Source organism: Citrobacter sp. Cpo142, from assembly GCF_030332425.1.
GTDB classification, from domain to species: Bacteria; Pseudomonadota; Gammaproteobacteria; order Enterobacterales; family Enterobacteriaceae; genus Citrobacter; species Citrobacter portucalensis.
Map to the genome: position 1 here is coordinate 124,271 of NZ_JAOWHW010000149.1, position 23,032 is coordinate 147,302.

Annotated in this window: 33 protein-coding genes; 32 read left to right on the forward strand and 1 reads right to left on the reverse strand. The window is 50.0% G+C overall.

Annotation, left to right across the window (positions count from 1 at the left end; genetic code table 11):
• Positions 1–10 precede the first annotated feature (10 nt).
• From OGY18_RS26205 to OGY18_RS26335, 27 genes are all read left to right on the forward strand, one after another.
• Complete coding sequence (locus OGY18_RS26205) at positions 11–322, forward strand: hypothetical protein (RefSeq protein WP_286554884.1); 312 nt, start codon at positions 11–13, stop codon at positions 320–322.
• Complete coding sequence (locus OGY18_RS26210; RefSeq protein WP_286554886.1) at positions 319–1,101, forward strand: antitermination protein; 783 nt, start codon at positions 319–321, stop codon at positions 1,099–1,101. Before OGY18_RS26205 ends, OGY18_RS26210 begins: the two co-directional genes overlap by 4 nt.
• Positions 1,102–1,294: 193 nt before the next feature.
• On the forward strand, positions 1,295–1,489 hold the full coding sequence (locus tag OGY18_RS26215; protein WP_286554889.1) for a hypothetical protein: 195 nt from the start codon (positions 1,295–1,297) through the stop codon (positions 1,487–1,489).
• 449 nt (positions 1,490–1,938) lie between these two features.
• Positions 1,939–2,217: a phage holin gene (locus OGY18_RS26220; RefSeq protein ID WP_016150433.1), complete on the forward strand. Its 279-nt coding sequence runs from the start codon at positions 1,939–1,941 to the stop codon at positions 2,215–2,217.
• Positions 2,189–2,761 carry a lysozyme gene (locus tag OGY18_RS26225; RefSeq protein WP_286554892.1) on the forward strand — a complete coding sequence of 191 codons (573 nt, stop codon included), beginning with the start codon at positions 2,189–2,191 and terminating at the stop codon, positions 2,759–2,761. The genes OGY18_RS26220 and OGY18_RS26225 overlap by 29 nt, the downstream gene beginning before the upstream one ends.
• A 97-nt stretch (positions 2,762–2,858) precedes the next feature.
• Positions 2,859–3,377: a DUF2514 domain-containing protein gene (locus tag OGY18_RS26230; protein WP_286554895.1), complete on the forward strand. Its 519-nt coding sequence runs from the start codon at positions 2,859–2,861 to the stop codon at positions 3,375–3,377.
• A 29-nt stretch (positions 3,378–3,406) separates the two neighbouring features.
• On the forward strand, positions 3,407–3,604 hold the full coding sequence (locus OGY18_RS26235; RefSeq protein ID WP_286554898.1) for a hypothetical protein: 198 nt from the start codon (positions 3,407–3,409) through the stop codon (positions 3,602–3,604).
• 57 nt (positions 3,605–3,661) lie between these two features.
• The gene (locus OGY18_RS26240; RefSeq protein WP_286554899.1) at positions 3,662–3,979 is read left to right on the forward strand and encodes a hypothetical protein; all 318 of its coding nucleotides are present in this window, start codon (positions 3,662–3,664) and stop codon (positions 3,977–3,979) included.
• A gap of 160 nt (positions 3,980–4,139) precedes the next feature.
• A complete protein-coding gene (locus OGY18_RS26245) occupies positions 4,140–4,355 on the forward strand; it encodes a hypothetical protein (protein WP_181625481.1) in 216 nt (71 codons plus the stop codon).
• Positions 4,343–4,693, forward strand: a complete 351-nt coding sequence (locus OGY18_RS26250; protein WP_286554902.1) for an HNH endonuclease — start codon at positions 4,343–4,345, stop codon at positions 4,691–4,693. Before OGY18_RS26245 ends, OGY18_RS26250 begins: the two co-directional genes overlap by 13 nt.
• Positions 4,694–4,841: 148 nt before the next feature.
• Positions 4,842–5,339, forward strand: a complete 498-nt coding sequence (locus OGY18_RS26255; protein WP_003841734.1) for a phage terminase small subunit P27 family — start codon at positions 4,842–4,844, stop codon at positions 5,337–5,339.
• Entirely contained in the window at positions 5,339–7,096 is a 1,758-nt protein-coding gene (locus OGY18_RS26260; RefSeq protein ID WP_071698631.1) for a terminase large subunit, read from the forward strand. Before OGY18_RS26255 ends, OGY18_RS26260 begins: the two co-directional genes overlap by 1 nt.
• 10 nt (positions 7,097–7,106) lie before the next feature.
• A complete protein-coding gene (locus OGY18_RS26265; RefSeq protein WP_088731911.1) occupies positions 7,107–7,292 on the forward strand; it encodes a hypothetical protein in 186 nt (61 codons plus the stop codon).
• Complete coding sequence (locus tag OGY18_RS26270; protein ID WP_016240220.1) at positions 7,292–8,521, forward strand: phage portal protein; 1,230 nt, start codon at positions 7,292–7,294, stop codon at positions 8,519–8,521. Before OGY18_RS26265 ends, OGY18_RS26270 begins: the two co-directional genes overlap by 1 nt.
• Positions 8,508–9,161 carry an HK97 family phage prohead protease gene (locus tag OGY18_RS26275; RefSeq protein ID WP_286470390.1) on the forward strand — a complete coding sequence of 218 codons (654 nt, stop codon included), beginning with the start codon at positions 8,508–8,510 and terminating at the stop codon, positions 9,159–9,161. Before OGY18_RS26270 ends, OGY18_RS26275 begins: the two co-directional genes overlap by 14 nt.
• A 13-nt stretch (positions 9,162–9,174) precedes the next feature.
• The gene (locus OGY18_RS26280; RefSeq protein WP_016150485.1) at positions 9,175–10,383 is read left to right on the forward strand and encodes a phage major capsid protein; all 1,209 of its coding nucleotides are present in this window, start codon (positions 9,175–9,177) and stop codon (positions 10,381–10,383) included.
• 38 nt (positions 10,384–10,421) lie between these two features.
• Positions 10,422–10,634, forward strand: coding sequence for a hypothetical protein (locus OGY18_RS26285; RefSeq protein WP_016150484.1), 213 nt, complete (start codon positions 10,422–10,424; stop codon positions 10,632–10,634).
• On the forward strand, positions 10,631–10,951 hold the full coding sequence (locus OGY18_RS26290; RefSeq protein WP_016150483.1) for a head-tail connector protein: 321 nt from the start codon (positions 10,631–10,633) through the stop codon (positions 10,949–10,951). Before OGY18_RS26285 ends, OGY18_RS26290 begins: the two co-directional genes overlap by 4 nt.
• A gap of 8 nt (positions 10,952–10,959) precedes the next feature.
• Entirely contained in the window at positions 10,960–11,298 is a 339-nt protein-coding gene (locus tag OGY18_RS26295) for a phage head closure protein (RefSeq protein ID WP_016150482.1), read from the forward strand.
• Entirely contained in the window at positions 11,295–11,744 is a 450-nt protein-coding gene (locus OGY18_RS26300) for an HK97-gp10 family putative phage morphogenesis protein (protein ID WP_286470391.1), read from the forward strand. The genes OGY18_RS26295 and OGY18_RS26300 overlap by 4 nt, the downstream gene beginning before the upstream one ends.
• Positions 11,741–12,088 (forward strand): tail completion protein gp17, encoded by a 348-nt coding sequence (gene gp17, locus OGY18_RS26305; protein WP_085048943.1) that lies wholly within the window; start codon positions 11,741–11,743, stop codon positions 12,086–12,088. The genes OGY18_RS26300 and gp17 overlap by 4 nt, the downstream gene beginning before the upstream one ends.
• Before the next feature lie 57 nt (positions 12,089–12,145).
• A complete protein-coding gene (locus OGY18_RS26310) occupies positions 12,146–12,850 on the forward strand; it encodes a phage tail protein (protein ID WP_286470392.1) in 705 nt (234 codons plus the stop codon).
• Positions 12,851–12,877: 27 nt separating this feature from the next.
• Positions 12,878–13,267: a phage tail assembly chaperone gene (locus OGY18_RS26315; protein ID WP_016150478.1), complete on the forward strand. Its 390-nt coding sequence runs from the start codon at positions 12,878–12,880 to the stop codon at positions 13,265–13,267.
• A gap of 8 nt (positions 13,268–13,275) precedes the next feature.
• The gene (locus OGY18_RS26320; RefSeq protein ID WP_016150477.1) at positions 13,276–13,554 is read left to right on the forward strand and encodes a phage tail assembly protein T; all 279 of its coding nucleotides are present in this window, start codon (positions 13,276–13,278) and stop codon (positions 13,552–13,554) included.
• 56 nt (positions 13,555–13,610) lie between these two features.
• On the forward strand, positions 13,611–13,946 hold the full coding sequence (locus OGY18_RS26325) for a zinc ribbon domain-containing protein (protein WP_016150476.1): 336 nt from the start codon (positions 13,611–13,613) through the stop codon (positions 13,944–13,946).
• A 46-nt stretch (positions 13,947–13,992) separates the two neighbouring features.
• Positions 13,993–17,304 carry a phage tail tape measure protein gene (locus tag OGY18_RS26330; RefSeq protein WP_286554914.1) on the forward strand — a complete coding sequence of 1,104 codons (3,312 nt, stop codon included), beginning with the start codon at positions 13,993–13,995 and terminating at the stop codon, positions 17,302–17,304.
• Between the two features lie 45 nt (positions 17,305–17,349).
• The gene (locus OGY18_RS26335) at positions 17,350–17,709 is read left to right on the forward strand and encodes a hypothetical protein (protein WP_200054554.1); all 360 of its coding nucleotides are present in this window, start codon (positions 17,350–17,352) and stop codon (positions 17,707–17,709) included.
• Here OGY18_RS26335 and OGY18_RS26340 read toward each other — a convergent pair.
• Positions 17,698–17,922 (reverse strand): hypothetical protein, encoded by a 225-nt coding sequence (locus OGY18_RS26340; protein ID WP_003841703.1) that lies wholly within the window; start codon positions 17,920–17,922, stop codon positions 17,698–17,700. The genes OGY18_RS26335 and OGY18_RS26340 overlap by 12 nt on opposite strands.
• Positions 17,923–18,087: 165 nt before the next feature.
• Here OGY18_RS26340 and OGY18_RS26345 point away from each other — a divergent pair, with 165 nt between their 5' ends.
• The 5 genes from OGY18_RS26345 to OGY18_RS26365 form a co-directional block, all read left to right on the forward strand.
• Positions 18,088–18,681, forward strand: coding sequence for a hypothetical protein (locus OGY18_RS26345; RefSeq protein ID WP_069325441.1), 594 nt, complete (start codon positions 18,088–18,090; stop codon positions 18,679–18,681).
• Complete coding sequence (locus OGY18_RS26350) at positions 18,681–19,265, forward strand: hypothetical protein (protein ID WP_048217931.1); 585 nt, start codon at positions 18,681–18,683, stop codon at positions 19,263–19,265. The genes OGY18_RS26345 and OGY18_RS26350 overlap by 1 nt, the downstream gene beginning before the upstream one ends.
• 6 nt (positions 19,266–19,271) lie before the next feature.
• On the forward strand, positions 19,272–19,670 hold the full coding sequence (locus OGY18_RS26355; protein WP_200054555.1) for a DUF6950 family protein: 399 nt from the start codon (positions 19,272–19,274) through the stop codon (positions 19,668–19,670).
• Entirely contained in the window at positions 19,670–22,384 is a 2,715-nt protein-coding gene (locus OGY18_RS26360) for a phage tail tip protein J-related protein (protein ID WP_200054556.1), read from the forward strand. Before OGY18_RS26355 ends, OGY18_RS26360 begins: the two co-directional genes overlap by 1 nt.
• Positions 22,384–23,032: DUF6453 family protein (locus OGY18_RS26365; protein ID WP_286554919.1), on the forward strand; the 649-nt coding region annotated here is incomplete at its 3' end. The genes OGY18_RS26360 and OGY18_RS26365, both read left to right, overlap by 1 nt.

The window sequence follows — 23,032 nt, forward strand, 5'->3', positions numbered from 1 at the left end:
GGAACCAATAATGGATCGTCTAATTCACGAAATGTCTTATTTATTCACCAAAAAGCGCTTCATGGAACTCCAGGATGCTGCACGAGACATAGCTATCAGTCATAGCGACTATCCCGAATGCTTTGGTCTTATTGCTGATGCAATCGATGAGTTTCTTGAAGATAAGCCTGAGGATGAATGGCTTGAGCGGGAAAAAATATTTATGCACTACGTTGCAATGCGATCGATATCGCTATGGGGGAAAGGCCATAAAGTTACCGATATTCAGTGGGCGCATCCTGGATGGTTTGGCACTGCCGAGAAGGGAGACACTACCCAATGAAACTGGAAGCATCACTCAAACATTTCAGCCCTCAGGGAATGCATATCAGCGACGACGTGAAAGGAACCTCTCCGGATCGTATCACCGGCACTGATGTTATGGCGGCCATTGGTACCACCAGCAGCCGCGCGCGGTTTGGTCTAGCAGCCTTCTTTGGTAAGACCGGGATCAGCAAAAGCGATGAGCAGCTCGCAGTTCAGGCGCTGGCGCGTCATGCGATGGAGGCGGCACCAAAGAATGTGCGCAAAGCAGCCGGTGGTGAGTTGGGATGGTGCATGCTGATGCTGGCGCAATTTGCCTTTGCTGAATACTCGCGTTCTGCGGCAACCAGCGTGACGTGTCACACCTGCAACGGTGGTGGTCTTATTTCTCAGCATGAGGACGTGGTTAAGTACCCAGGACTCTTCAATCATGATGGTGATGAAATTGTCGCGCCAAAAATAGAACGTGAACAGGTTAAGCGTCTTTGTGCCGCCTGTAACGGTAAGGGAAAACTGGAAGCCCGATGCCGTTGCGGTGGAAAGGGCGAGGTGCTCGACCGCAAAGCCACAAACGAGCGCGGCGCACCGGTGTTTAAAATCTGTGAGCGATGCTCTGGTAATGGATTTTCTGCTATCTCCTCGGCGACGGTACACCGTGCCATTCTGAAGCGTCTCCCAGGCCTCCATCAGTCCTCATGGTCACGCAACTGGAAACCCTTCTATGAAATGCTGGTGGATACACTGCGGCAGGGGGAGCGTCACGCAGCTGTAGAATTCGAGAAGGCAACAACTTATTAATATGATCGGAGCAAATGGCGACACTTTTTTGCACGTTAGAGTTGACTTTGCATAAAACTGTCCTGTATGCTTTCTATCGTGGGATATTACGCCTGCACGACATCAAACCCGCCTCAGCGCGGGTTTTTTATCCCCTTCAAGGTTTTTACTCAGCACGTTTGCTATGTTGTGTTTTTTAACTGAGGGTCAGTTGATGAGCACAGATGAAAGCCTGTTAAGTAAAATCCAGGAAGTACGGACGGTAGATGATGTGGAGCAAGTCAATTTGGGCCTTTCTAAAGGCTGGGTGATTTTGAAGATCACCGAGAGCTCTACAGTCTGGGAAGATGGCAGCAAAAGCAGTCTTGTTACATATCACATGGGTAAGCCGAAGGCATTGCCAGTCTGATCAAGCCTTACTAAATCCAAAATTTCAATCATATATAGGTCACCTCACGGTGGCCTTTTTCATTTCAGGCTTCCGGGAATCATCCGCTACGTGCTTTGTTGATAAATCCAGCCCGTGAAGCCTGACCCTTTTGAAATCATAGGGCTATTTGTTTGCAGTTTTGCTTTATCGGTCCTAATGTTAAAGAGCATTCAGTAAAAGCTCTCGTTTGAAGTTGTTGTGATGAATCCCCCTAAGCGGAGGGGTGAAACTGACAGTAAACAGTGTCATGGAATGACATGCTTAGTGCACACGGGTCATGGTTTGTCAGCCAAAGGCCCACCGGGAGGCACCCGGCATCGCGTTAACACTTCAGCAATGAAAAATGCTCCTTTTCTGGCCCGTTCATTCGAACGGGCTTTTTTATTCCCTTTCCACACAGCGCCATCCGAAAAATCGGAGGTGAGGCTATGACCAGAATGAGCACCATTTACAGCAGACTTTCATATGGATCAGGAACCACGCTTGCCGGCTGCGGTGTATCAGCGAAGGCATATGCCGAAACAGCTAAAACAGCAAAAGAGGTGTCCTGGATGTTGGCCGACAGAATTGCAGGGTTAAGCCTGAGCGACTGGGCAATTATTGTCGGTATCGCATGCACGGTAATCACCTGTGCAGTGAACTGGTATTTCCGCTGGAAAGAACGGGAGGATCGGCGCAATGGCTATGCCACCAAAGCTGAAGAATAGCGTTATTGCAGCTATACCCGCTGGCGCTATTGCTATCGCTGCGGCATTGATTACTGGCCCAACGGGTAATGATGGCCTTGAAGGAGTGCGCTATCAGCCTTATCGGGATGTTGTTGGGGTGTGGACGGTATGCTGGGGCCATACTGGTAAAGATATTATCCTCGGCAAGACCTACACCAAAGCAGAATGTCAGGCGCTGCTGGATAAAGACCTGAATATTGTCGCCCGTCAGATTAACCCCTACATCAAGGCCCCAATCCCGGCAACAATGCGCGGTGCACTTTACTCGTTCGCGTACAACGTCGGTGCTGGCAACTTCAAAACCTCCACACTGTTACGGAAAATCAACCAGGGTGATTCGAAAGGCGCATGTGAACAACTGCGACGTTGGACATACGCTGATGGAAAACAGTGGAAGGGTTTAATCACCCGGCGTGAGATTGAGCGTGAAGTTTGCCTGTGGGCAGAAAAACCTCAGGTTCTTGGTGATGAGCTCGGGCCGCTTAACCCAGGCATTCCGGTATCAGTTCCGGGGGTATTTTGATGAGCCCGAGTAGCATTTGTTTCATTGCCTCCGGGATATTGGCGTGTTTCGGCATCTCAGGCTGGGGATGGTTCCTGTTTGTGGGGGTAATCCTGCTATGAGCATTCGTTCTCAGCTTATTGTCGTTGCGCTTCTGGTATCCGTCGCATTCATCGGCGGAAATGTCTGGAGTGATCGGGGCTGGGAAAAAAAGTGGTCAGAACGTGACAGCGCCGAATCATCGCAAACAGCGAACGCGCAGACCGCTGCCCGCATGATTGAACAAGGGCGCATTATTGCCCGTGATGAGGCTGTTAAAGATGCACAAGCGAAAGCTGCTAAATCAGCTGCCACTGCTGCTGGTCTGTCTGCCACTGTTAGCCAGCTGCGCACCGAAGCAACAAAGCTTGCCGCCCGCCTGGACGCCGCAAAGCACACCGCAGATCTTGCCGCTGCCGTCAGAAGCAAAACAACCGACGCCAGCGCCGGAATGCTCGCCAACATGCTCGGAGATATTGCAGCAGAAGCTAAACGTTATGCTGACATTGCTGACGAACGTTATCGGGCAGGAATGACATGTGAGCGCATTTACGACTCGGTGAGAGAGTCAAACAACAACCCCATAGCCTCGCAATAGCGGGGCTTTTTAACAACTGAGGAATGAGCATGACAGTAGTTCTTACAGCTAAGCAGATTGAAGACCTGGCAGCCTTCGCGAAAGAAGATGTCCAGCCCCAGTACACCATCACCACTGGGACAATCCCGGAATTCGAAGCGGATGATGGAGAGATTATCCCTGAATACACAGGGCTGATCGCATACTCCGACTCGCTGGAGCATGGAGTGTTGCAACTCGACGACTAAGCATTACAGCAGGTATTCACTGAGTGCCTGCGATAATGCTTTTTAACCATGATAATCATGGGTAATCTGGTTCACTCTGAAACAGCATTTAAGAGGGAACATATGCCAAATCTGTCAGCATTGGATTCATGGTTAAAAGTTAGCACATGGGATACGCATCATCCTCTAGACCAACAGCGCTTTTTTAAAGCAGTTTATCAATTGATATTATCAAATGATAAGCTCGTCGAACCACAGTACGTTCATGACTACATTGTCGATTATAAAGGCGGAAATAAGAATGCAGAACATGTGGATAATATCGCAACTATATACGCCGCAAAATACGACGATATTTACAGTTTTATTTATGAAAACCAAATAGAACTTAACTAATTTTTACTCCGGTAATTAAAGCCACCTATATTCATAGGCGGCTTTTTTATGTGCATCGCACGCGCACATCAAAGAGAGTCTTTCAGTAGTGAGCCTGGGTAATCCGTTAACTCTTGGCGGCTTTGCCGTGCGACAGGCTCACGTCTAAAAGGAAATCGTTATGAAGTTTCAGATCGCTAAGCTATATCGCGGAGAGCGCTTCATGGGTTATGGGCTTGCCGTAAATGGACAGCTTCTTGATAACCAGGTATCGACGGTTATAGATACTCAGAGTAGAGAACTCCCCACCGTAACAGCAGTATTTAATCTTGATAAAAACCACGCTGAAAACCAAATTTCTATTGATTTGCATAATGGTGAACCATGCCAGCGCTAATTCCTCGCGCATGTCGCAAGCGCGGTTGCCCTGGTACGACAACGGATCGCTCTGGCTACTGCGAGCAACATCGCAATGATGGCTGGCAGCAGCATCAGCAGGGTAAGAGCCGCCATGAACGTGGCTACGGCAGTAAGTGGGATATCAAACGTGCCCGCATCCTGATGCGTGATAATCATCTGTGTCAGAACTGCCTGCGTAATGGTCGCGCTGTTGCGGCCACAACCGTTGACCATATCAAGGCTAAGGCACATGGGGGTACCGATGATGATTCGAACCTCGAAAGCCTGTGCTGGCCCTGCCACCGCTCGAAAACAGGGCGCGAACGCATTAAATGATAATCATTATCATTGTAGTGGGGGGGGGGGATCAAATCCCTGTGGCCGGGGGCCCAAGGGACCGCCGCCTAGCCTTTCTTCACATCGCCGCAGGTTAGAAAACTTTTTTTGGGGTCCCCCAGCCGATGATTAATAGGAGTTTTCGATTATGTCAGGACCGCCGAAAACCCCTACCCATCTGCGTTTGGTGAGGGGTAACCCATCCAAACGGCCGATCAACAAAAACGAGCCGCAGCCACCTAAAGGGGTCCCCCCAGTTCCCAAGCATTTCGACAAGCAGGGGAAGTACTGGTTTAAGCGGATGGCCGAAGAACTAGATGCCATTGGCGTCATATCTCAGCTGGATGCCAGGGCTCTGGAGTTGCTTGTAGAGGCATATACGGAATACCGCCATCATTGTGAAACGCTGGATCGGGAAGGTTATACCTATGCGGTGTACAGCGATGATGATGCTGATGAAGGGAAAGAACGTGAAATACGCATGATCAAGCCGCATCCGGCAGCCATGATGAAAGCTGATGCCTGGAAGCGACTTCGCGCGATGTTAGCGGAGTTTGGTATGACTCCTTCCAGCAGGTCTAAGGTCAGTAAAGACAAACCAGACGATGATGATCTGTTAAGTCAATTTCTAAATTCGAGGGACTGATGGCAAAAGTTACTGATGGCATACGTTACGCCGAACGCGTCGTTGCCGGGGAGGTTATTGCCTGTGAATTTGTCCGTCTTTCCTGTCAGCGATTTCTTGATGATCTGAAGCACGGTGAAGAACGTGGCATCTATTTCAGCGAGCCCCGCGCACAGCACATCCTCAATTTCTATAAATTCGTGCCTCATGTTAAAGGTGCACTGGCAGGCCAGCCGATTGAATTGATGGACTGGCATGTTTTCATTCTGATCAACATCTTCGGTTTTGTTATACCTCTGGTAAATGAAGAAACAGGCGAAGTTGTGCTGCGTAATGATGGCAGCGGTCGTCCGGTGATGGTCCGCAGGTTTCGCACGGCATATAACGAAGTTGCCCGTAAAAATGCTAAATCGACATTATCCTCTGGCGTTGGTCTTTATATGGCAGGCGCCGATGGTGAGGGCGGGGCAGAGGTTTATTCCGCAGCGACAACGCGGGATCAGGCTCGCATCGTTTTTGAAGATGCGAAAAATATGGTTAAAAAAGCGAAACCCACACTGGGGCGACTGTTTGAATTCAATAAACTGGCGATCTACCAGGAGCAGACAGCATCCAAGTTTGAACCGCTTTCTTCTGATGCCAACAATCTTGATGGTCTCAATATCCATTGTGGCATTGTCGACGAACTTCATGCGCATAAAACCCGTGATGTCTGGGACGTTCTGGAGACTGCAACCGGCGCACGATTGCAGTCTCTTCTGTTTGGCATAACGACAGCCGGGTTTAACAAAGAAGGGATTTGTTACGAGCTGCGCGATTATGCCATTAAGGTGCTGCGTGGCTATAACAGCGAAGTGGAAGGCGCGGTGAAGGATGACACCTTCTTCGCCATCATCTTCACCCTGGATAAAGATGATGATCCGTTTGATGAAACGGTCTGGCAAAAGGCTAACCCCGGACTCGGAATCTGTAAGCGCTGGGATGACCTTCGCCGTCTGGCTAAGAAGGCCAAAGAACAAGTTTCCGCCAGGGTTAACTTTTTCACCAAACACATGAATATCTGGGTGACCGCTGAGTCAGCCTGGATGGATATGATTAAGTGGGAAAAATGTGAGTTCATAGCCCCCCGTCATGAGCTGAAAACCTACCCGATGTGGGCTGGCGTGGATCTGGCCCACAAGATTGATATTTGCGCAGCAGTAAAACTCTGGCGAGCAGATAACGGTCATGCGCACGCAGACTTTAAATTCTGGTTACCCGAAGGGCGGCTGGAAAAATGTTCCGCTCAAATGGCGCAGATGTATCGCAAATGGGCTGAGCTTGGGAAGCTGGAACTGACCGATGGTGATGTTATCGATCATGCGCAGATTAAAGCTGATTTTCTGGAATGGATTAGTGGCGAAAACCTGAAGGAAACCGGATTCGACCCGTGGAGCGCAACGCAGTTTAGCCTCGCTCTGGCAGAAGAGGGCGTGCCGCTGGTGGAAGTTCCGCAAACGGTCAGAAACTTTTCCGAGTCAATGAAGGAGGTTGAATCGCTGGTTTACGGCGGGCGCTTCCATCACAGCAATCACCCTGTAATGAACTGGATGATGTCTAACGTCACCGTCAAGCCTGACAAAAACGACAATATCTTTCCGAACAAATCCACGCCAGAAGCGAAAATAGACGGGCCTGCCGCCTTGTTTACCGCAATGAGCCGCATGCTTGTAAACGGCGGCGAACAACAGGACAGCCTCTCTGACCATCTGGAAAGTTACGGCGTCCGTTCATTATAAAGAGGCAGTTATGATCCTGATGATTCTCGCCCCACTGATCGGGGTGATGGGCGCTATTTTGCTTTCGTTTGGTGTATGGATGATTTATCCGCCTGGAGGCTTAATCAGTGCGGGTATGCTTTGCCTTATCTGGTCATGGCTGGTTTCCCGCACGCTTTCGCTGGCCGGGAAAACATCGCGAGGAGGGACTGACTGATGTTTTTCCCCGGAATGTTCAAAAAAAGTGACGCCCCTGTCACTACTCCGGCAGAACTCGCTGAAGCAGTGGGAATGACTTACGACACCTATACAGGGAAAAGGGTAAGCAGCCAGAAAGCCATGCGGCTTACAGCAGTTTTCGGTTGTATCAGGGTTCTTGCTGAGTCGATGGGCATGCTGCCCTGTAACCTGTACAAGATAACCGGAAACAGTAAACAAAAAGCGACTTCCGAAAGGCTGCATAAATTACTGACGATGAAGCCAAATGATTACATGACCCCTCAGGAGTTCTGGGAACTGGTCATTGTCTGTCTTTGTCTTCGCGGTAATTTTTACGCCTACAAAGTTAAAGCGCTTGGCGAGGTGGTGGAGCTTCTTCCCATTGACCCCGGGTGTGTTGAACCAAAGCTTAACAGCCAGTGGCAGCCGGTTTACCAGGTAACATTCCCCGATGGCTCAACAGATGTGCTTGGGCAGGATGATATCTGGCATGTCAGAACGCTTACCTTTGACGGGCTGGTGGGGCTGAACCCTATAGCCTATGCAAGAGAAGCAATATCTCTGGGAATGGCAACAGAGGAACATGGGGCGCGGTTGTTCTCAAATGGCGCGGTTACCTCCGGCGTACTCCGCACTGAGCAAACGCTCACTGATGCTGCTTACGCAAGGCTGAAAAAAGATTTTGAGGATCGTCACCTTGGGCTGAGCAACGCGCACCGACCAATGATTCTCGAAATGGGACTGGACTGGAAGTCGATGGCGCTCAATGCGGAAGACAGTCAGTTCCTTGAGACCAGGAAATTCCAGCTGGAGGAAATATGCCGCCTGTTCCGTGTGCCGATGCACATGGTGCAGAACACTGACCGCTCGACGTTTAACAATATTGAAAACCTCGGCATGGGGTTTATCAATTATTCACTCGTTCCGTATATGACCCGCATTGAGCAGCGAATCAACATCGGGCTGGTGAAGGAATCAAAGCAGGGTGTGTACTACGCAAAATTCAATGCCGGCGCATTGCTGCGCGGGGATATGAAGTCGCGATTTGAGGCGTATTCAACAGGCATTAACTGGGGTATTTACTCACCAAATGACTGCCGGGAACTTGAAGAACTTAACCCACGCGCAGGCGGAGATATTTACCTTACGCCAATGAACATGACGACGAAGCCGTCAGACAGCAGCAAGAACAAAACAACCGAGGAACAACATAATGCCGATGACTAAACAGCGGCTGGATATTCCGCTACAGCTAAAGTCTGTCAGCGACAGCGGGGAGTTTGAAGGCTATGGCTCTGTTTTTGGCGTAAAGGACAGCTACGATGATGTTGTTGTGCCAGGCGCTTTTTCGGCCTCCCTTCAGGCATGGAAAGAAAAGAATGCTCTCCCTGCATTACTCTGGCAGCACCGTATGGATGAACCCATCGGTATTTACACTGAGATGAAAGAGGATGAGGTTGGCCTTTATGTTAAAGGCCGGCTACTCATTGACGACGACCCCCTTTCGAAACGCGCACACGCCCACATGAAGGTCGGTTCTTTAACCGGCCTTTCTATTGGTTACATGCTGAAAGACTGGGAATACGACCGTGTTAAGGGCGTGTTCCTTCTCAAAGAGATCGACCTGTGGGAAGTCAGTCTCGTCACGTTTCCGTCGAACGATGAAGCGCGTGTAAGTGATGTCAAAAGCGCATTTTCCCGCGGAGAAATCCCTTCTCAAAAAAGTATTGAACGAGTCCTGCGCGATGTTGGGCTCTCACGCACCCAGGCTAAAGCATTCATGGCCGGGGGTTATAGCTCACTTTCACAGCGTGATGTTGATGAAGTGAGTACCGCACTGGATGCACTGAAAAACATCAAATTTTAATCAGGAGTTAATTATGTCAGTTGACGTTAAAGACGTAGAGCAGGTCGCGCAGGAACTGCAGGCGAAGTTTGATGCGTTCAAAGAAAAGAACGATAAGCGCCTGGAAGCAGTTGAACAGGAAAAGGGCAAGCTGGCGGGGGAGGTTGAAACCTTAAACGGCAAGTTGTCTGAACTGGATGAGCTTAAATCTGCGCTGGAAGAGGAACTGAAGCAGGTTAAACGTCCAGCTGGTGGTCCTCAGAGCAAAGCCGCAAGCGAACATAAAACCGCTTTCATTGGCTTTATGCGTAAGGGTAAAGATGACGGGCTGCGCGAACTTGAACGCAAAGCTCTGCAGGTCGGTGTGGATGAAGATGGTGGCTATGCCGTGCCGGAAGAGCTGGATCGCACGATCCTTAATCTTCTGAAAGATGAAGTGGTGATGCGCCAGGAGGCGACAACCATCACAGTCGGCGGTGCTAACTATAAAAAACTGGTTAACCTCGGCGGTACGGCTTCCGGCTGGGTTGGTGAAACTGATGCCCGCCCGGAAACCGATGCGTCTAAACTCGGTCAGATTGAGCCGTTCATGGGAGAAATTTACGGTAACCCGCAGGCGACTCAAACCATGCTGGATGATGCCTTTTTCAATGTCGAAGACTGGATCAACAGCGAACTGGCAATTGAGTTTGCAGAGCAGGAAGAAATCGCCTTTACCAGCGGTAACGGGACGAAGAAGCCGAAAGGTTTTCTGGCATACGCTTCCACGCTTGATCCGGACAAGACTCGTGCATTTGGTACTCTCCAGCACATTCTCTCTGGCGCTGCGGCAGGCGTAACGGCTGATGCGATCATCAAACTGGTCTACACGCTGCGTAAAGTGCATCGTAATGGCGCTAAGTTCATGATGAACAACAACAGTCTGTTTGCTATCCGAATCCTGAAAGATTCAGAAGGCAACTACCTGTGGCGTCCTGGCCTGGAACTGGGTCAGCCTTCCTCTCTGGCCGGGTACGGTGTGGCAGAGAACGAACAGATGCCGGATATCGCGGCTGATGCTAAAGCAATTGCATTTGGCAATTTCAAGCGTGGTTACACCATTGTTGACCGCATCGGCACCCGCATTCTTCGTGATCCCTACACCAAAAAACCATTCGTTGGTTTCTACACCACCAAACGAACCGGGGGAATGCTGGTGGATTCTCAGGCCATTAAACTGCTGCAGATCGGCACTGGCGCTTAATTCTCTGGGGCTTCGGCCCCGATTTTTCGAGGTGATTTATGCCTGAATTATTGCGTGAACTTAAGTGGTCCCCAGATGGTTGTATTGTCGAATCCATTCCCGCAGGGGTGTATTCGGACGGTGAGCTACCTGCCCGCGCTGAGGAAATTGCTGCCGAACTTGGCATTATTAAATTTGGTGGTGGCGATGTTCATGTCGCTGCAGAGTCAGATCCAGAGCCAGCGGTAACAAAACGCGGGAAAACCAAATGAAGCCATCCATACAAGAGCTTCGCTACCAATGCCGCATCGACAGTGATGACGATGCCGAAGATGTAATGCTGGAACTGTACCTTAACGCCTCTCTGAAACATGCCGAAAAAATTGTTAATCGCCATCTTTATGATGACGCTGTTCCGGAAGATGACCCGGATGGACTGGTAATTGATGACGATGTCAAGCTGGCCCTGATGTTGCTGGTATCGCACTGGTATGAGAACAGAGAGCCAGTAAGTCACGACAGCGTCAATACTATTCCATTCGGTGTTGAGGCGATTCTCAAACAGCACCGCAAAAGACCGGGAACGTAGGAGGGAGTATGCAGGCAGGTCGATTACGCCATCGCGTTACTATCCTGAACTATGTTGCTGTGCGTGATACAACGGGGCAACTGATTGAAGAGTGGCAGGAGGGAAAGACCATATGGGCGGAAGTGTTGGGTATCAGTGGCAGGGAGCAGTTGCAATCGGGTGCGGAAACGGCGCAGGCAACGATCCGGGTGTGGGTCCGTTTCCGGCGTGATGTGACTGCTGCATCAAGATTAAAGGTGCTGACAGGGCCATTCAAAGGCGCGGTACTGAATATCATTGGTCCTCCCATACCCGACAGTAAAGCCACCAGGCTGGAAATACTCTGTAAAAATGGAGCGGAAAAATGATTGATATCAGTCTGAATTTTTCTGGTCTTGAAGCGATTTCCCGCGATCTGGAGTTACTGAGCAGAGCCGAAAACAACAAAGTCCTGCGTGATGCCACGCGAGCTGGTGCTGAGGTTCTGAAAGACGAGGTGATAGCAAGAGCGCCTGAACGAACCGGCAAGCTGAAGAAAAACGTTGTGGTGCTGACGCAGCGATCACGTAAACGCGGTGATATTTCATCCGGTGTTCATATTCGTGGTCGAAACATGCGAACGGGTAACAGCGATAATTCAATGAAAGCCTCCGATCGACGTAACGCGTTTTACTGGCGATTTGTCGAAATGGGCACAGTGAATATGCCCCCACATCCTTTTGTCCGTCCTGCGTTTGATACCCGCGAAGAACTGGCGACGCAGGTTGCTATGAAACGCATGAACCAGGCCATTGATGAGGTGCTTAGTAAATGACGGAAGATGACCTTTATCTTTTGCTGAAGCCTCTGGCCGGTGGACAAGTTTATCCTTACGTTGCGCCGCTGGGTAGTGATGGCCAGCCCTCGATATCACCGCCATGGGTTATTTTTTCACTTATTTCTGATGTGACCGCTGATGTTCTTTGTGGGCAGGCCGAATCAGGGATATCGGTCCAGGTGGATGTTTACTCACTGACTCTCAAAGAGGCGCGGAATCTTCGTGATATGGCGCTTCAGGTGGTTAAGCCACTCAATCCCACCAATATAAGCAAAACCCCTAATTATGAACCAGAGAACCGGTATTACCGGGCGACGCTGGAATTTCAGGTCACTGTCTGACACATCTATTAACTCACAGACCCGCTACGGCGGGTTTTCTATTTTCAGGAGACAAATATGTCCTCACTGTATGAAAAATCGCAAGGTACGAAAATTCAGATCACCTCTGCGCCAGCGACACTGGACACGATTGGTGCCGCAACCTGGCTGGATTTGCACTGTACTATCAAAGAGGTCCAGTTTACTGGCGGCCAGAAGCAGGACATTGATGTTACAACTCTGTGCTCAACCGAGCAGGAAAACATTAACGGCCTTGGCGCTCAGTCAGAAATCTCTATGTCCGGTAACTTCTATGTTAACCCGGCACAGGATGCGCTGCGTGAAGCTTACGATAACGACACCACATATGGTTTTCGGATTGTCTTCCCGTCTGGTATTGGCTTCCAGTTCCTGTCTGAAGTTCGTCAGCACACCTGGTCTTCAGGGACAAACAGCGTGGTGGCTGCAACGTTCTCGTTACGCCTGAAAGGTAAGCCGACGAAAATTGATAACGCGCTGCGCCTGACCACCGACCTGCCTGACACCAAATCTGTTACCTCTGGTGCGGCTTTGTCACTGACGGTCGTAGCTGCCGGGGGAACGGCACCTTATTCCTACGTCTGGAAGAAAGGCGGCAGCGCGGTTAGTGGACAGACGACAGCAACGTTCAACAAGGCAAGCGCTGCTGCAGGTGATGCCGGTGATTACGTTTGTGAAGTTACCGATGCCTCCACACCTGCTGGAAAAGTCACCTCAGCAACCTGCGTCGTAACGGTAGCGTAATTCATCTTCTTTAATCAGGGATAAAAAATGGCAAAGAGTCTTAAAGAACTGGCGCTGGCTAAAATGTCAGGCTTTCGTCATAAAATCATTACGGTCCCTGAATGGGGTGGTGTGAAGGTTGTTCTACGGGAACCTTCTGGCGAAGGTTGGCTACGCTGGCAGGAAATTGCAAAATCTGGCGCAGATGAAGAAGGCGAGGTGTCTGTATCAGAAAAAGCACACCGTAATCTTTGTGCTGATGTGGTGCTGTTCATTGATGTCCTTTGCGATACCAACAAGCAACCGGTATTCAGCGTCGATGAAGAAGACCAGGTTCGTGAAATTTACGGGCCCGTTCACTCACGCCTTCTCAAACAGGCGCTTGACCTCATCAACAGCGCGGACGAAGCGCGGGAAAAGTCGCAACCCCCGGCGTAAAGTTTCTGATGGCGCTTGCGCTCCGCATGGGGCGCACGCTCTCAGAGCTTCGGCAGACCATGACGGCAAGTGAGCTTCTGATGTGGATTGAATTCGACAGACAAAGCCCCATCGGCGATATTCGTGGTGATATTCAGGCAGCTCAGATCGTCTCTGCTATCTACGGCTCACAAGGGGCGAAAGTACCGCTGGACGATGCGATCCTGCGCTGGGGCGGTGATGAACAATCAGCACCGAAGGACCCGTTTGCAGGGCTTGAGGCTGCATTAACAGCAGCAACTCAGTGACATTCATTCAGTAAGATAATAGGATTTACCTCATTGATGATGTTTAGGGGAAGGTCATGGAAATCTTACTTATTTCAATTGTTATTGGTCTAATACCTGCATTGATTGCAAGTAGCAAGGGGCGCTCTTTTTTGGGGTGGTGGATTTATGGGGCTCTGTTATTCATTGTTGCCTTAGTTCACTCTTTAGTTATTAAAAAAGATGTACAGTTTGAAGAAAAAGAGAAGCTGGAATTTGATGGTATGAAAAAATGCCCGTTCTGTGCTGAATTAATAAAAAAAGAAGCCATCAAATGCAAGCATTGTGGTAGTGATTTGTTATCAAGTGATCATCCCACAAAAACCGATGAAGAATATCTTGAGGAAGCCCGACGAAAAGTCTGGGAAAAATAATAATACAAACCGCTTCGGCGGTTTTTTTGTTTCTGGAGAATGAATAATGGCTACCTTGCGAGAACTGATTATTAAAGTATCCGCAAATTCACAATCTTTCCAGACAGAAATTTCTCGCGCTTCACGTATGGGGCAGGATTATTACAAAACCATGCAGAATGGTGGTCGTCAGGCGGCCGCTGCATCAAGAGAGACGCAGAGAGCTCTGGCAGAAGTAACGAACCAACTTAATTCTGCAAAATCCTCTGCGATGGGGCTTGCTGGTGCTTTCGCTGGTGCATACGCCACCGGGCACCTGATATCCCTTGCGGATGAATGGAGTTCGGTTAATGCACGATTGAAACAGGCCTCTCAATCAACTGATGACTTCAGCCAGTCACAACGCTCTCTGATGGATATTAGCCAGCGAACAGGAACCGCATTTTCAGATAACGCAAACCTGTTTGCTCGCTCAGCTGCATCAATGCGTGAATTCGGCTATAGCTCCGAAGAAGTATTAAATGTTACTGAGGCTATTTCTACCGGATTGAAGCTTTCTGGCGCAAGCACAGCAGAGGCGAGTTCTGTTATTACCCAATTCAGCCAGGCACTATCTCAGGGGGTTTTACGTGGTGAGGAATTTAACTCAGTTAATGAGAATGGCGATCGTGTTATCAGGGCTCTTGCCTCTGGGATGGGGGTCGCTAGAAAAGACTTAAAAGCAATGGCTGATGCAGGTCAACTTACTGCTGACAAGGTTGTTCCGGCATTAATCAGCCAGCTCGGATCACTTCGTGAAGAATACAACGCAATGCCGCAGACTGTATCTGCGGCAACAACAAAAATTGAAAACGCTTTTATGGCATGGGTTGGCGGCGCAAATGAAGCAAGTGGTGTTAGCCGGACATTGACAGGCGCATTAAATGGGATTGCAGATAATATTGATGAAGTTGCAACTGCCGCAGGTGTTCTTGTTGCTGTTGGCGCAGCGCGATGGTTTGGAGACATGGCATCCGGAGCGTTTTCAGCAACATCAGGGTTATTAAATGCAGCAAAGAGTGAGATTGCGCTTGCTGAAGCGCAAGTTAGAGGTACTCAAATATCCACGGCTCGCGCTCGTGCAGCTGTGTATCGGGCACAACAAGCTTTAATTGCTACCAGGGGAACTGATGCTCAGGCAGCAGCGGAGAAAAGGTTATCTGATGCTCAAGCATCATTAACCAGAAATATTTCGGCAAGGACCGCAGCGCAGGAAGCCCTAAATAATGTGACATCATTAGGCTCTCGGTTGATGGGGGGCGCTCTTGGGTTGGTTGGCGGGATTCCTGGTTTGGTTATGCTGGGAGCTGGTGCATGGTACACCATGTATCAGAATCAGGAGCAAGCTCGCCGATCCGCACAAGACTATGCAAATACTATTGATCAGATACGCTCTAAAACAAAAACCATGTCATTACCTGAGGCTTCAGATAATGAAGCCAAGACCAGGCAGGCATTAGACGAGCAAAACCGGCTTATTGATGAGCAGGCAAAAAAAGTTAGGCAGTTACGGGAAGAAATTTCCGGTTACCAGCACATGTTGGCCAACCCTGGTCCTACAGTTGCAGGTTACATGGTTAACCATCTTAAGAGCATAGATGATGCTACACGAGGTCTTTCTGATGCCACTAATGCTTTAGCTATTGAGCAAGAACGCCTAGCACAGATGCAGGCTAAATCGCAGTCTATTCAGGAGGTTCTTGAGGGGGTAGAGCATCGTCGCATTGCGCTTATACGTCAGCAGGCAGCAGAACAGAATTCAGCCTATCAGTCATTATTAATTATGAACGGCCAGCATACAGAGTTTAACCGTCTGCTAGGGTTGGGAAATTCACTGCTTATGTCTCGTCAGGGACTGGTTAACTCTCCGTTAAGGTCACCTCAGGCTGACCTTAATACTAAACAGGTGGATGCGATTGAAAAAAGTAGGCGTGAACTTGAATTATCTCGCCGTAAAGGTGAGGAGAGAGAACGCTTACGATTAAGTTATTCTGCTGATGATCTTGGCTTCGCTTCTAATGACCCTCGTTACCAGACCAGCCGTCAGGAGTTAATTAACAATGGCTTAGAAGAGTGGCGGAATAATCAGACTAATAAACCGCAAAAGAAAGGACCAAAGAGCGATGCAGAAAAGGCGGTAGATACCTATGACCGTTTAATTAAGCAGCAAAAAGAGCAGATCGCGCTTGAAAGCCAAAATACTGAATTAGCGAAAGTTAAATATCAGGTTAGTCAGGGGGAACTCTCGACATTAAGTCAGTCGCAAAAAGCCGAATTAATGCGCAATGCTGCACTTATTGATCAGGTTAAACTACGTGAACAATTGCGTAATTACGAGGCAAACTTAGCTGATAGCAACGCCAGTTCACGCGCCGCTAATGATGCGGAGTTACTTGGTTATGGTCAAGGCACCCGTTTCCGAGAGCGAATGCGGGAACAGTTCAATATCCGCAAAGAGTTTGAAGAGAAGAATACAGCCCTGTTACGCCAACGCCAGGCTGGTGAAATTGACGAAACGTTTTATCAGGAGGGGCTGGCTCTGAATAAACGTTATCTCGATGAACGGTTACGAGATCAGGAAGCTTACTACTCAGCCTCTGACGCTCAGCGCAGTGACTGGACAACGGGTATGCGTGAAGGTTTTGCAAACTGGGCTGACACTGCTTCTGATTATGCATCTCAGTCTGCTGACCTGGTGAATAACGCAATGTCCGGGCTGGTGGGTAACATTTCTGATGCACTGGCCGGTAATAAGGTTGACTGGGAAGACTGGGCCAGTTCTGTGCTCCAGTCTATGCAGAAAATTATCCTCAATGCGATGCTGGTGGATTCTTTGCGCTCAGCCAGTAACAGCGGTTTTTTCAGTTCGATCGGCGGTATGTTTGGGGCGGGGGCTGGCGCTGCATCTGGCAGCACTCCTTCTGGCGCTTATAACTCTGCCGCATCTGGCATAAAGCTGAATGCAAAAGGTGGTGCATATGCCTCTGAAGGTCTGAGCGCTTACAGCAACAGCATTGTCAGCACGCCTACATATTTTGCTTTTGCAAAAGGCGCTGGGCTTATGGGGGAAGCGGGGCCAGAAGCGATTATGCCACTGACACGATCAGCTGATGGTTCGCTGGGGGTTCGCATGGTTGGCAATCCGGGTTCCACGTCAGGCGGTGGCGATACGATTATTCATCAGCACTTCAACATATCCGGTAACGGAGACGCTGCACTGAAGCAGGCTATGCAGGAAGCCGCCCGTCAAGGGGCCAATGACGGCGCTAAACAGGCGCGGCAAGATATCTTGCAGGACTTTTCCAATCGAGGGCAGGCACGTCGTTTGTTAGGCGTGTAATGGCCTGCATTCTTAATTTAATCAGCCGAAAGGCGGGAGAAAGTTATGACTTTAGAACAAAGTGTTGAAGCGCTGGAAAAGTCGCTTTTGCATATGCGCCAGGCCAATAATGAGATTAACTGCGCGATTGATGAACTCAGTGCTTCTGTTCGACAGCAACTGAAAGTTAATGATAATGGACTTCAGGAGCGGGGCGACAAAGTTACATTAGCAGATGGCGGTATTACTGTTCATCTTAAAGGGGGAGGGGTTATTGTTATTAACTGTTTTAGTTCCCCTGTAAGCGAATCAGATAAATTACGCCAGGCAATGGAGAAAGCCGCTACTGCTGGTGCGGAGGCGGCTATGAAACAAATACATCAAGACTTTATTTCTCGTGGACCACTACGCCGATTACTTGACTGAGGCGGAATATAATCCATTGAGGTACTGATTAACTTCTTTTTCAAGATCCACGAGAGTGCGACTCTTCGCATCCTTAATGTATATATGATTGGTGATGCTTTCTCCGTGCTCACCATAAACGGTAAATCTGACATTTGGATCCCCGGCTTCTGGTTCGTAATCACCTGGCATTCCAATGTGTAGCAGTTGCACTTTAGACAGGTAAAACTTCATTTTATTTCCTTATCCAGAGGTAATCAGCTATCCCTCCTTAATCTGAGTGCGTCAGTGTCCCACCACTGACGGGCTGAGTAACAACCATAACCAGGTATGTAAATCAGTAACATCCTGACAAATGATCAGTAGCGCCGCTGGGCGCAGAATAATGCAGGAGAATCTATGGCTGTACTCGAATGGCCGGAAGATGTCTGTCCCGCGTCGCTGACCTGGCGACCAGAAAGTAATACCAAAACCTTTCGTTCCCCCTTCAATGGCTCATCGCAGACAGCACGCTTTCCCGGTACCCGCTGGGTCTGTTCCCTGACCTTTAATAACCTGACAGATGAAAAATCCAGACGTATAGATGCTCTGGTGGCTTCGCTTGACGGTGAGTATGGCAGGGTAAAAGTTCGTGACTGGGGGCGAAGTGGCAGAACGCCAGCGGGCGTGCCCGTTGTTGATGGCGCTAACCAGACCGGAACCCAGATCCAGAGTAAGGGCTGGACGCCGGGAACAGTGGTGCTCAGACAGGGCGATTATTTCACTGTTAATGACGAGCTGAAGATGGTTACGGCCGACGTGACGAGCGCTGCGAACGGGACCGCAATGATTGTATTTGCGCCGATGTTGCGTGGTTCTCCGCCTGCTAATGCAGTCATTGAAATCGCGAAACCCTACGGCATTTTCAAACTGAAGGATAACCAGCAGGGAGCCGGTAACCGTGTGCCGGGTGTTTTTACCAGTTATACACTGGAGCTTGAGGAGGCATTTTAATGCTGTATTCCCCCTTTTCGGATTCGATGGTGGACTGGTTATCCCGCGACAGGGTGACGGTCGCGATCGCCGCCAATATTCAGTTTGAATCCGGTACCGTCTATGTACATTCCGGTACCGGGACACTGGTTCTTGGGGGTTATGTCTATTACGGCATGGGGCGCATGGGTTCTGTTGATGATGCCAGTGAAACCAGCACGACAAGCCCCACGCAGGTCAAAATGACCCTCTCAGGTCTGGATATGGCCCTCTTTGCTACCACGCTTAATGAGCGATGCGTGGGCAGAAATGCCGAAATCTATCTGGTGGCCATGGATGATAACGGTGTTGTCCAGGTTGCCGATCTCCTGTTTAAAGGGCGGGTATCCAGTACGGGAGCTACCGCTGGCGGGACGAACGCCCTGCAGTACACCATCAGTAATATTTTTGAAGACTGGCAGCGTCCTTTCCCCGATCGCTATACCGATGAATCGCAGCAGGCTGCTTATCCCGGCGACCGCATATTCCGGTATGTGGCGCAGATGTCTGAACGTTCGATTTACTGGGGCAGTAAAAAAGATGCACCAGGATTTACCTATAAGTGAGGAAGCATGAAGCATCCGGACTGGCATAACAGATTAATTACCGTAATAAGGGCCGCTGAAAAGCGGCCTTTTTTATGGGGCAGTCATGACTGCTGCCTGTTCGCGGCGGACTGTGCTCAGGCCATGTGCGGCGAGGATTTTGCGGCAGGCTGGCGCGGAACCTACGACAGTGAGCATGGGGCGAAAAAGGCGATATTGCGAGGAGGCGGTTCGCTTGAAAAGGTGCTGTCCCGGTATCTCGATGAAGTGCCAGTGAATCTGGCGCAGCGCGGGGATATTGCCGTTGTTGAAAATGCCGGGGCGCGGTGTGCCGGGGTGGTGTATTCCGGCGTTGTGTGGGTGCCTGGCGAAACTGGTCTTGTCAGTCTGCGGGTTAAACCGTTGAGTGTCTGGAGGGTACGTTAATGCCTGCTGCTGTTCCTATTGTTGCCACCATTGCCGCAGGTGTGGCAGCGGCAAATGAAATGTATGCCATTGCGATGGTTATCACCGTTGCCGCACAGATTGCCACTCAGGCGCTGACCAAGACTCCATCACTGAATTCCTACCGTGATACGTCTGAACGCAAACAGGTTCTGCGCGCAGCGGCCAGTGCCAAAACCGTTGTTTATGGTCGTTCCACATCTGCTGGCACTCTGTTCTTTTCCGAAGAGCAGGCTGGCGAACAGGATGATGGCGAAATGCTGCATCTGGCCATAGCCCTTGCAGGGCATCCATTATCCGGTGTGCAGACTGTCTGGCTTGGTGATGAGCCGATCAGTAGTTTTCCGGAGAATGCGTCTTTTGAACTGCATATCAATCGCCAGACCGTAGATCCGTACATGCTGGCAAACTGTCCGTCATGGAAAGAAGACATGATCGGAAAGGGGATCACCTGGCTGCGTGTATCCCTCAAATTCAGTGCAGAAAAATTCCCGGCAGGTATCCCTAATATCAAGGTCGAAAAGCAGGGGCGGGCTATTTATGACCCGCGTACCGGGTTGACGGGTTACAGCAATAACGCTGCGCTGGTTATCCTGGACTATTACCGCAATTACCTGAAAGTACCCGATACCGATATTCTCTGGGACCAGTTTAAGGAAGCGGCGAATATCTGTGATGAGGATGTGATTACTGGCAGTAATACCGTTGAGAAGCGCTATACCATCAACGGTGAGTTCGATCTCAGTGAAAACAAAGTCAGTATTCTGGAGGGAATGCTGGCGGCATGCGCCGGGGATGTAACGTACACCGCGGGCAAACATGGCCTTCTGGTCGGGGCTTATTATGGTCCTGCGACAGAGGTGATCACTGAGAGCCAGCTGGCCGGTGATATCGAAATCATGCCGGAAGTCTCTCAGGCGGAACGTGTTAACACTATCAAGGGGACATTTGTCGATCCGCAGCAGGGCTATACCGAAGCGGATTTCCCTTCTGTGTCTGTCAGTGAATGGGTGACGGAAGACGGCGTGGAAATATCGCAGGATATGAAGCTGCGATTTGTGACCTCTGAATTTCAGGCCCAGCGTCTGGCAGACGTGAAGTTAAAGCGCACCCGCATCGCCAGAACCATGAACGTTACGTTAAACCTGAGCGGGTATCGTTATCGCCCGGGAATGTATGTGAAGGTGAATTTCCCGTCTATCGGTATCGTGAATGTTGAGATGCGGGTAACGGACTGGAAATTTGGCGTGCAGAACGGTGTGCAACTGACGCTGAAGCAGGAAACAGCAGATGTCTGGGGTGATGCTGTTGGTAAACCGATCGAGCGACCTCCGTTTACTCAGTTGCCATCAGGCGGTGTGGCACAACCGCAGAATCTGAAATACACCGTGGAGGAAATCGGACAGGTAGTACAGGGCATTCTGTCTTGGCAAAACATCGGTCAGGTGGTCTACAACAAAGTGGTCATTCGCCGCAATGGTCAGATGGTGATGTCCGTCCAGGCTCCGGGTACGTTCACGCGTCTTACCGGGTTACCGAAAAATACCTACACAGCACACGTTATTGCTGTAAACCAGATGGGGGCAGAGTCGCCAGAAGGGTATCTGGAATTCAGCATTGAAGCCCCGCCAGCACCTTCCCATGTTGATATTGAGCAGGGATTCTTTGCCGTCACGCTGATCCCGCGTCTGGCGGCGATCACTAATGTTTCCACACAGTTCGATTTCTGGACGTCAGGCGAAACGAAACTGCCCAATACCTCAACAGCCACGGTGGAAGGGAATGCCAGCCGCGAGGGGATGGGAACGACCTGGACAAGCAATCAGCTACAGGTTGGACATACCTATTACTGGTACATCAGAACGGTTAACGCCTTTGGTGCATCCGGTTTTATTGAAGTTCCGGCGTTGTGTTCTATGGACACTGGCGGGCTGATTGACATCATTGATGACCAGATTCAGAACTCTGATGCATTCCAGAATATTAAAAACGGAGTTGATACAAATCTGGAAGGCATTATGGAAAATGCACTGGCGAACCATGGCACCGTTGAGCATCAGTATCAACAATATGGTGAGGTACGCGCTGATATTCTGGTCGTAAAAACCACGGTGGCTACTGCTGAGCAGGGGCTCGCTGACTTATCCACTTATGTCCAGGCTCAAATAGGACCTGATGGCAGTCTGACCTCTGCTGTAAACCAGAAAATGACTGCGGTGGTGAATAGCGACGGAACAGCCAAAGCCTCCTACACGCTGAACATGGGTATCGTAAGAAATGGTGTTAAATACAACACGGGTTTCGGTATGTCCATCGAACCTGATGGAAACAGCTATAAATCTACGGTTGTATTTGCCGCCGATCAGTTCGGTATTTACTCCGGTAACAATCCAGGTAACTGGCAGGCTGCATTCTTTGTCTATAACGGGCAGGTATTTATTCGCAGTGTGCTCATCCAGGAAGCGTCCATTGATTTTGGTAAAATTACCGATTCTCTGCAATCGTCGAATTTCATTCCCGGCGTAAGAGGCTGGAACTTACCCAAGAATGCCAGCCCGGAATTCCATGGAAAGTTATATGCCGATAGTGGTGAGTTTGCATTTAACGGCGTTAATAACACTGTTGTCATCAACGGGAATGGCCTGACCGTCAATTTATCTGGCGGTGGTCGGGTTGTCGTCGGGAGGTGGTCATAATGCCGGAAGGGATATTAATCGACTATAACGATGGCCGTCCGGTGATGGCGATTACTGCGGGGCTTCGTGCCCCGAGTTTTTGCATATCGTTCTCGGGCTGGTCATCTCAGTTCATGCAGTACCCTGTCAATACGCCACTCGTTCCTGGCTCACAGGCTATTGTTGTGCCAACTAACCCTATTTACATCTATTCCTTTGCTGAATTTGATGTGGCCATTATGACCAGCGTCACCCGAAACGGTGACTCAGGGGTCATTATAGGGGCTGAGACCATCGGTGGAAAAAGTCTTGTCCCTGACTGGTCTGGCTACGTCATGGAGCTGCTGCCTGCGGCGACTTATAACGAAGGATTACTGGTTTCAAACTCGACTGACTTCACTGCCATATCTAATCAGGCCGCGCTGATGACCTGCGCCTGGTCCGGACGCATTACGGTTAACGGCAGTGCTGCGCTTCCGGTGAGCGGTATTCCTTTCGGTAAATGGGATAACCCGAATGTGTCGGTAGGGTTTGACGGCGGCAATATCATCGTGCGCGAGATTTCCTACACAGGGCGGGACGACGTGGCCGGAACGGCGACGATTGACCTGGTGATATTCAATCAGACCGCACCTGTCGGCGGCGACGGTATCACGATGACCAACGCCG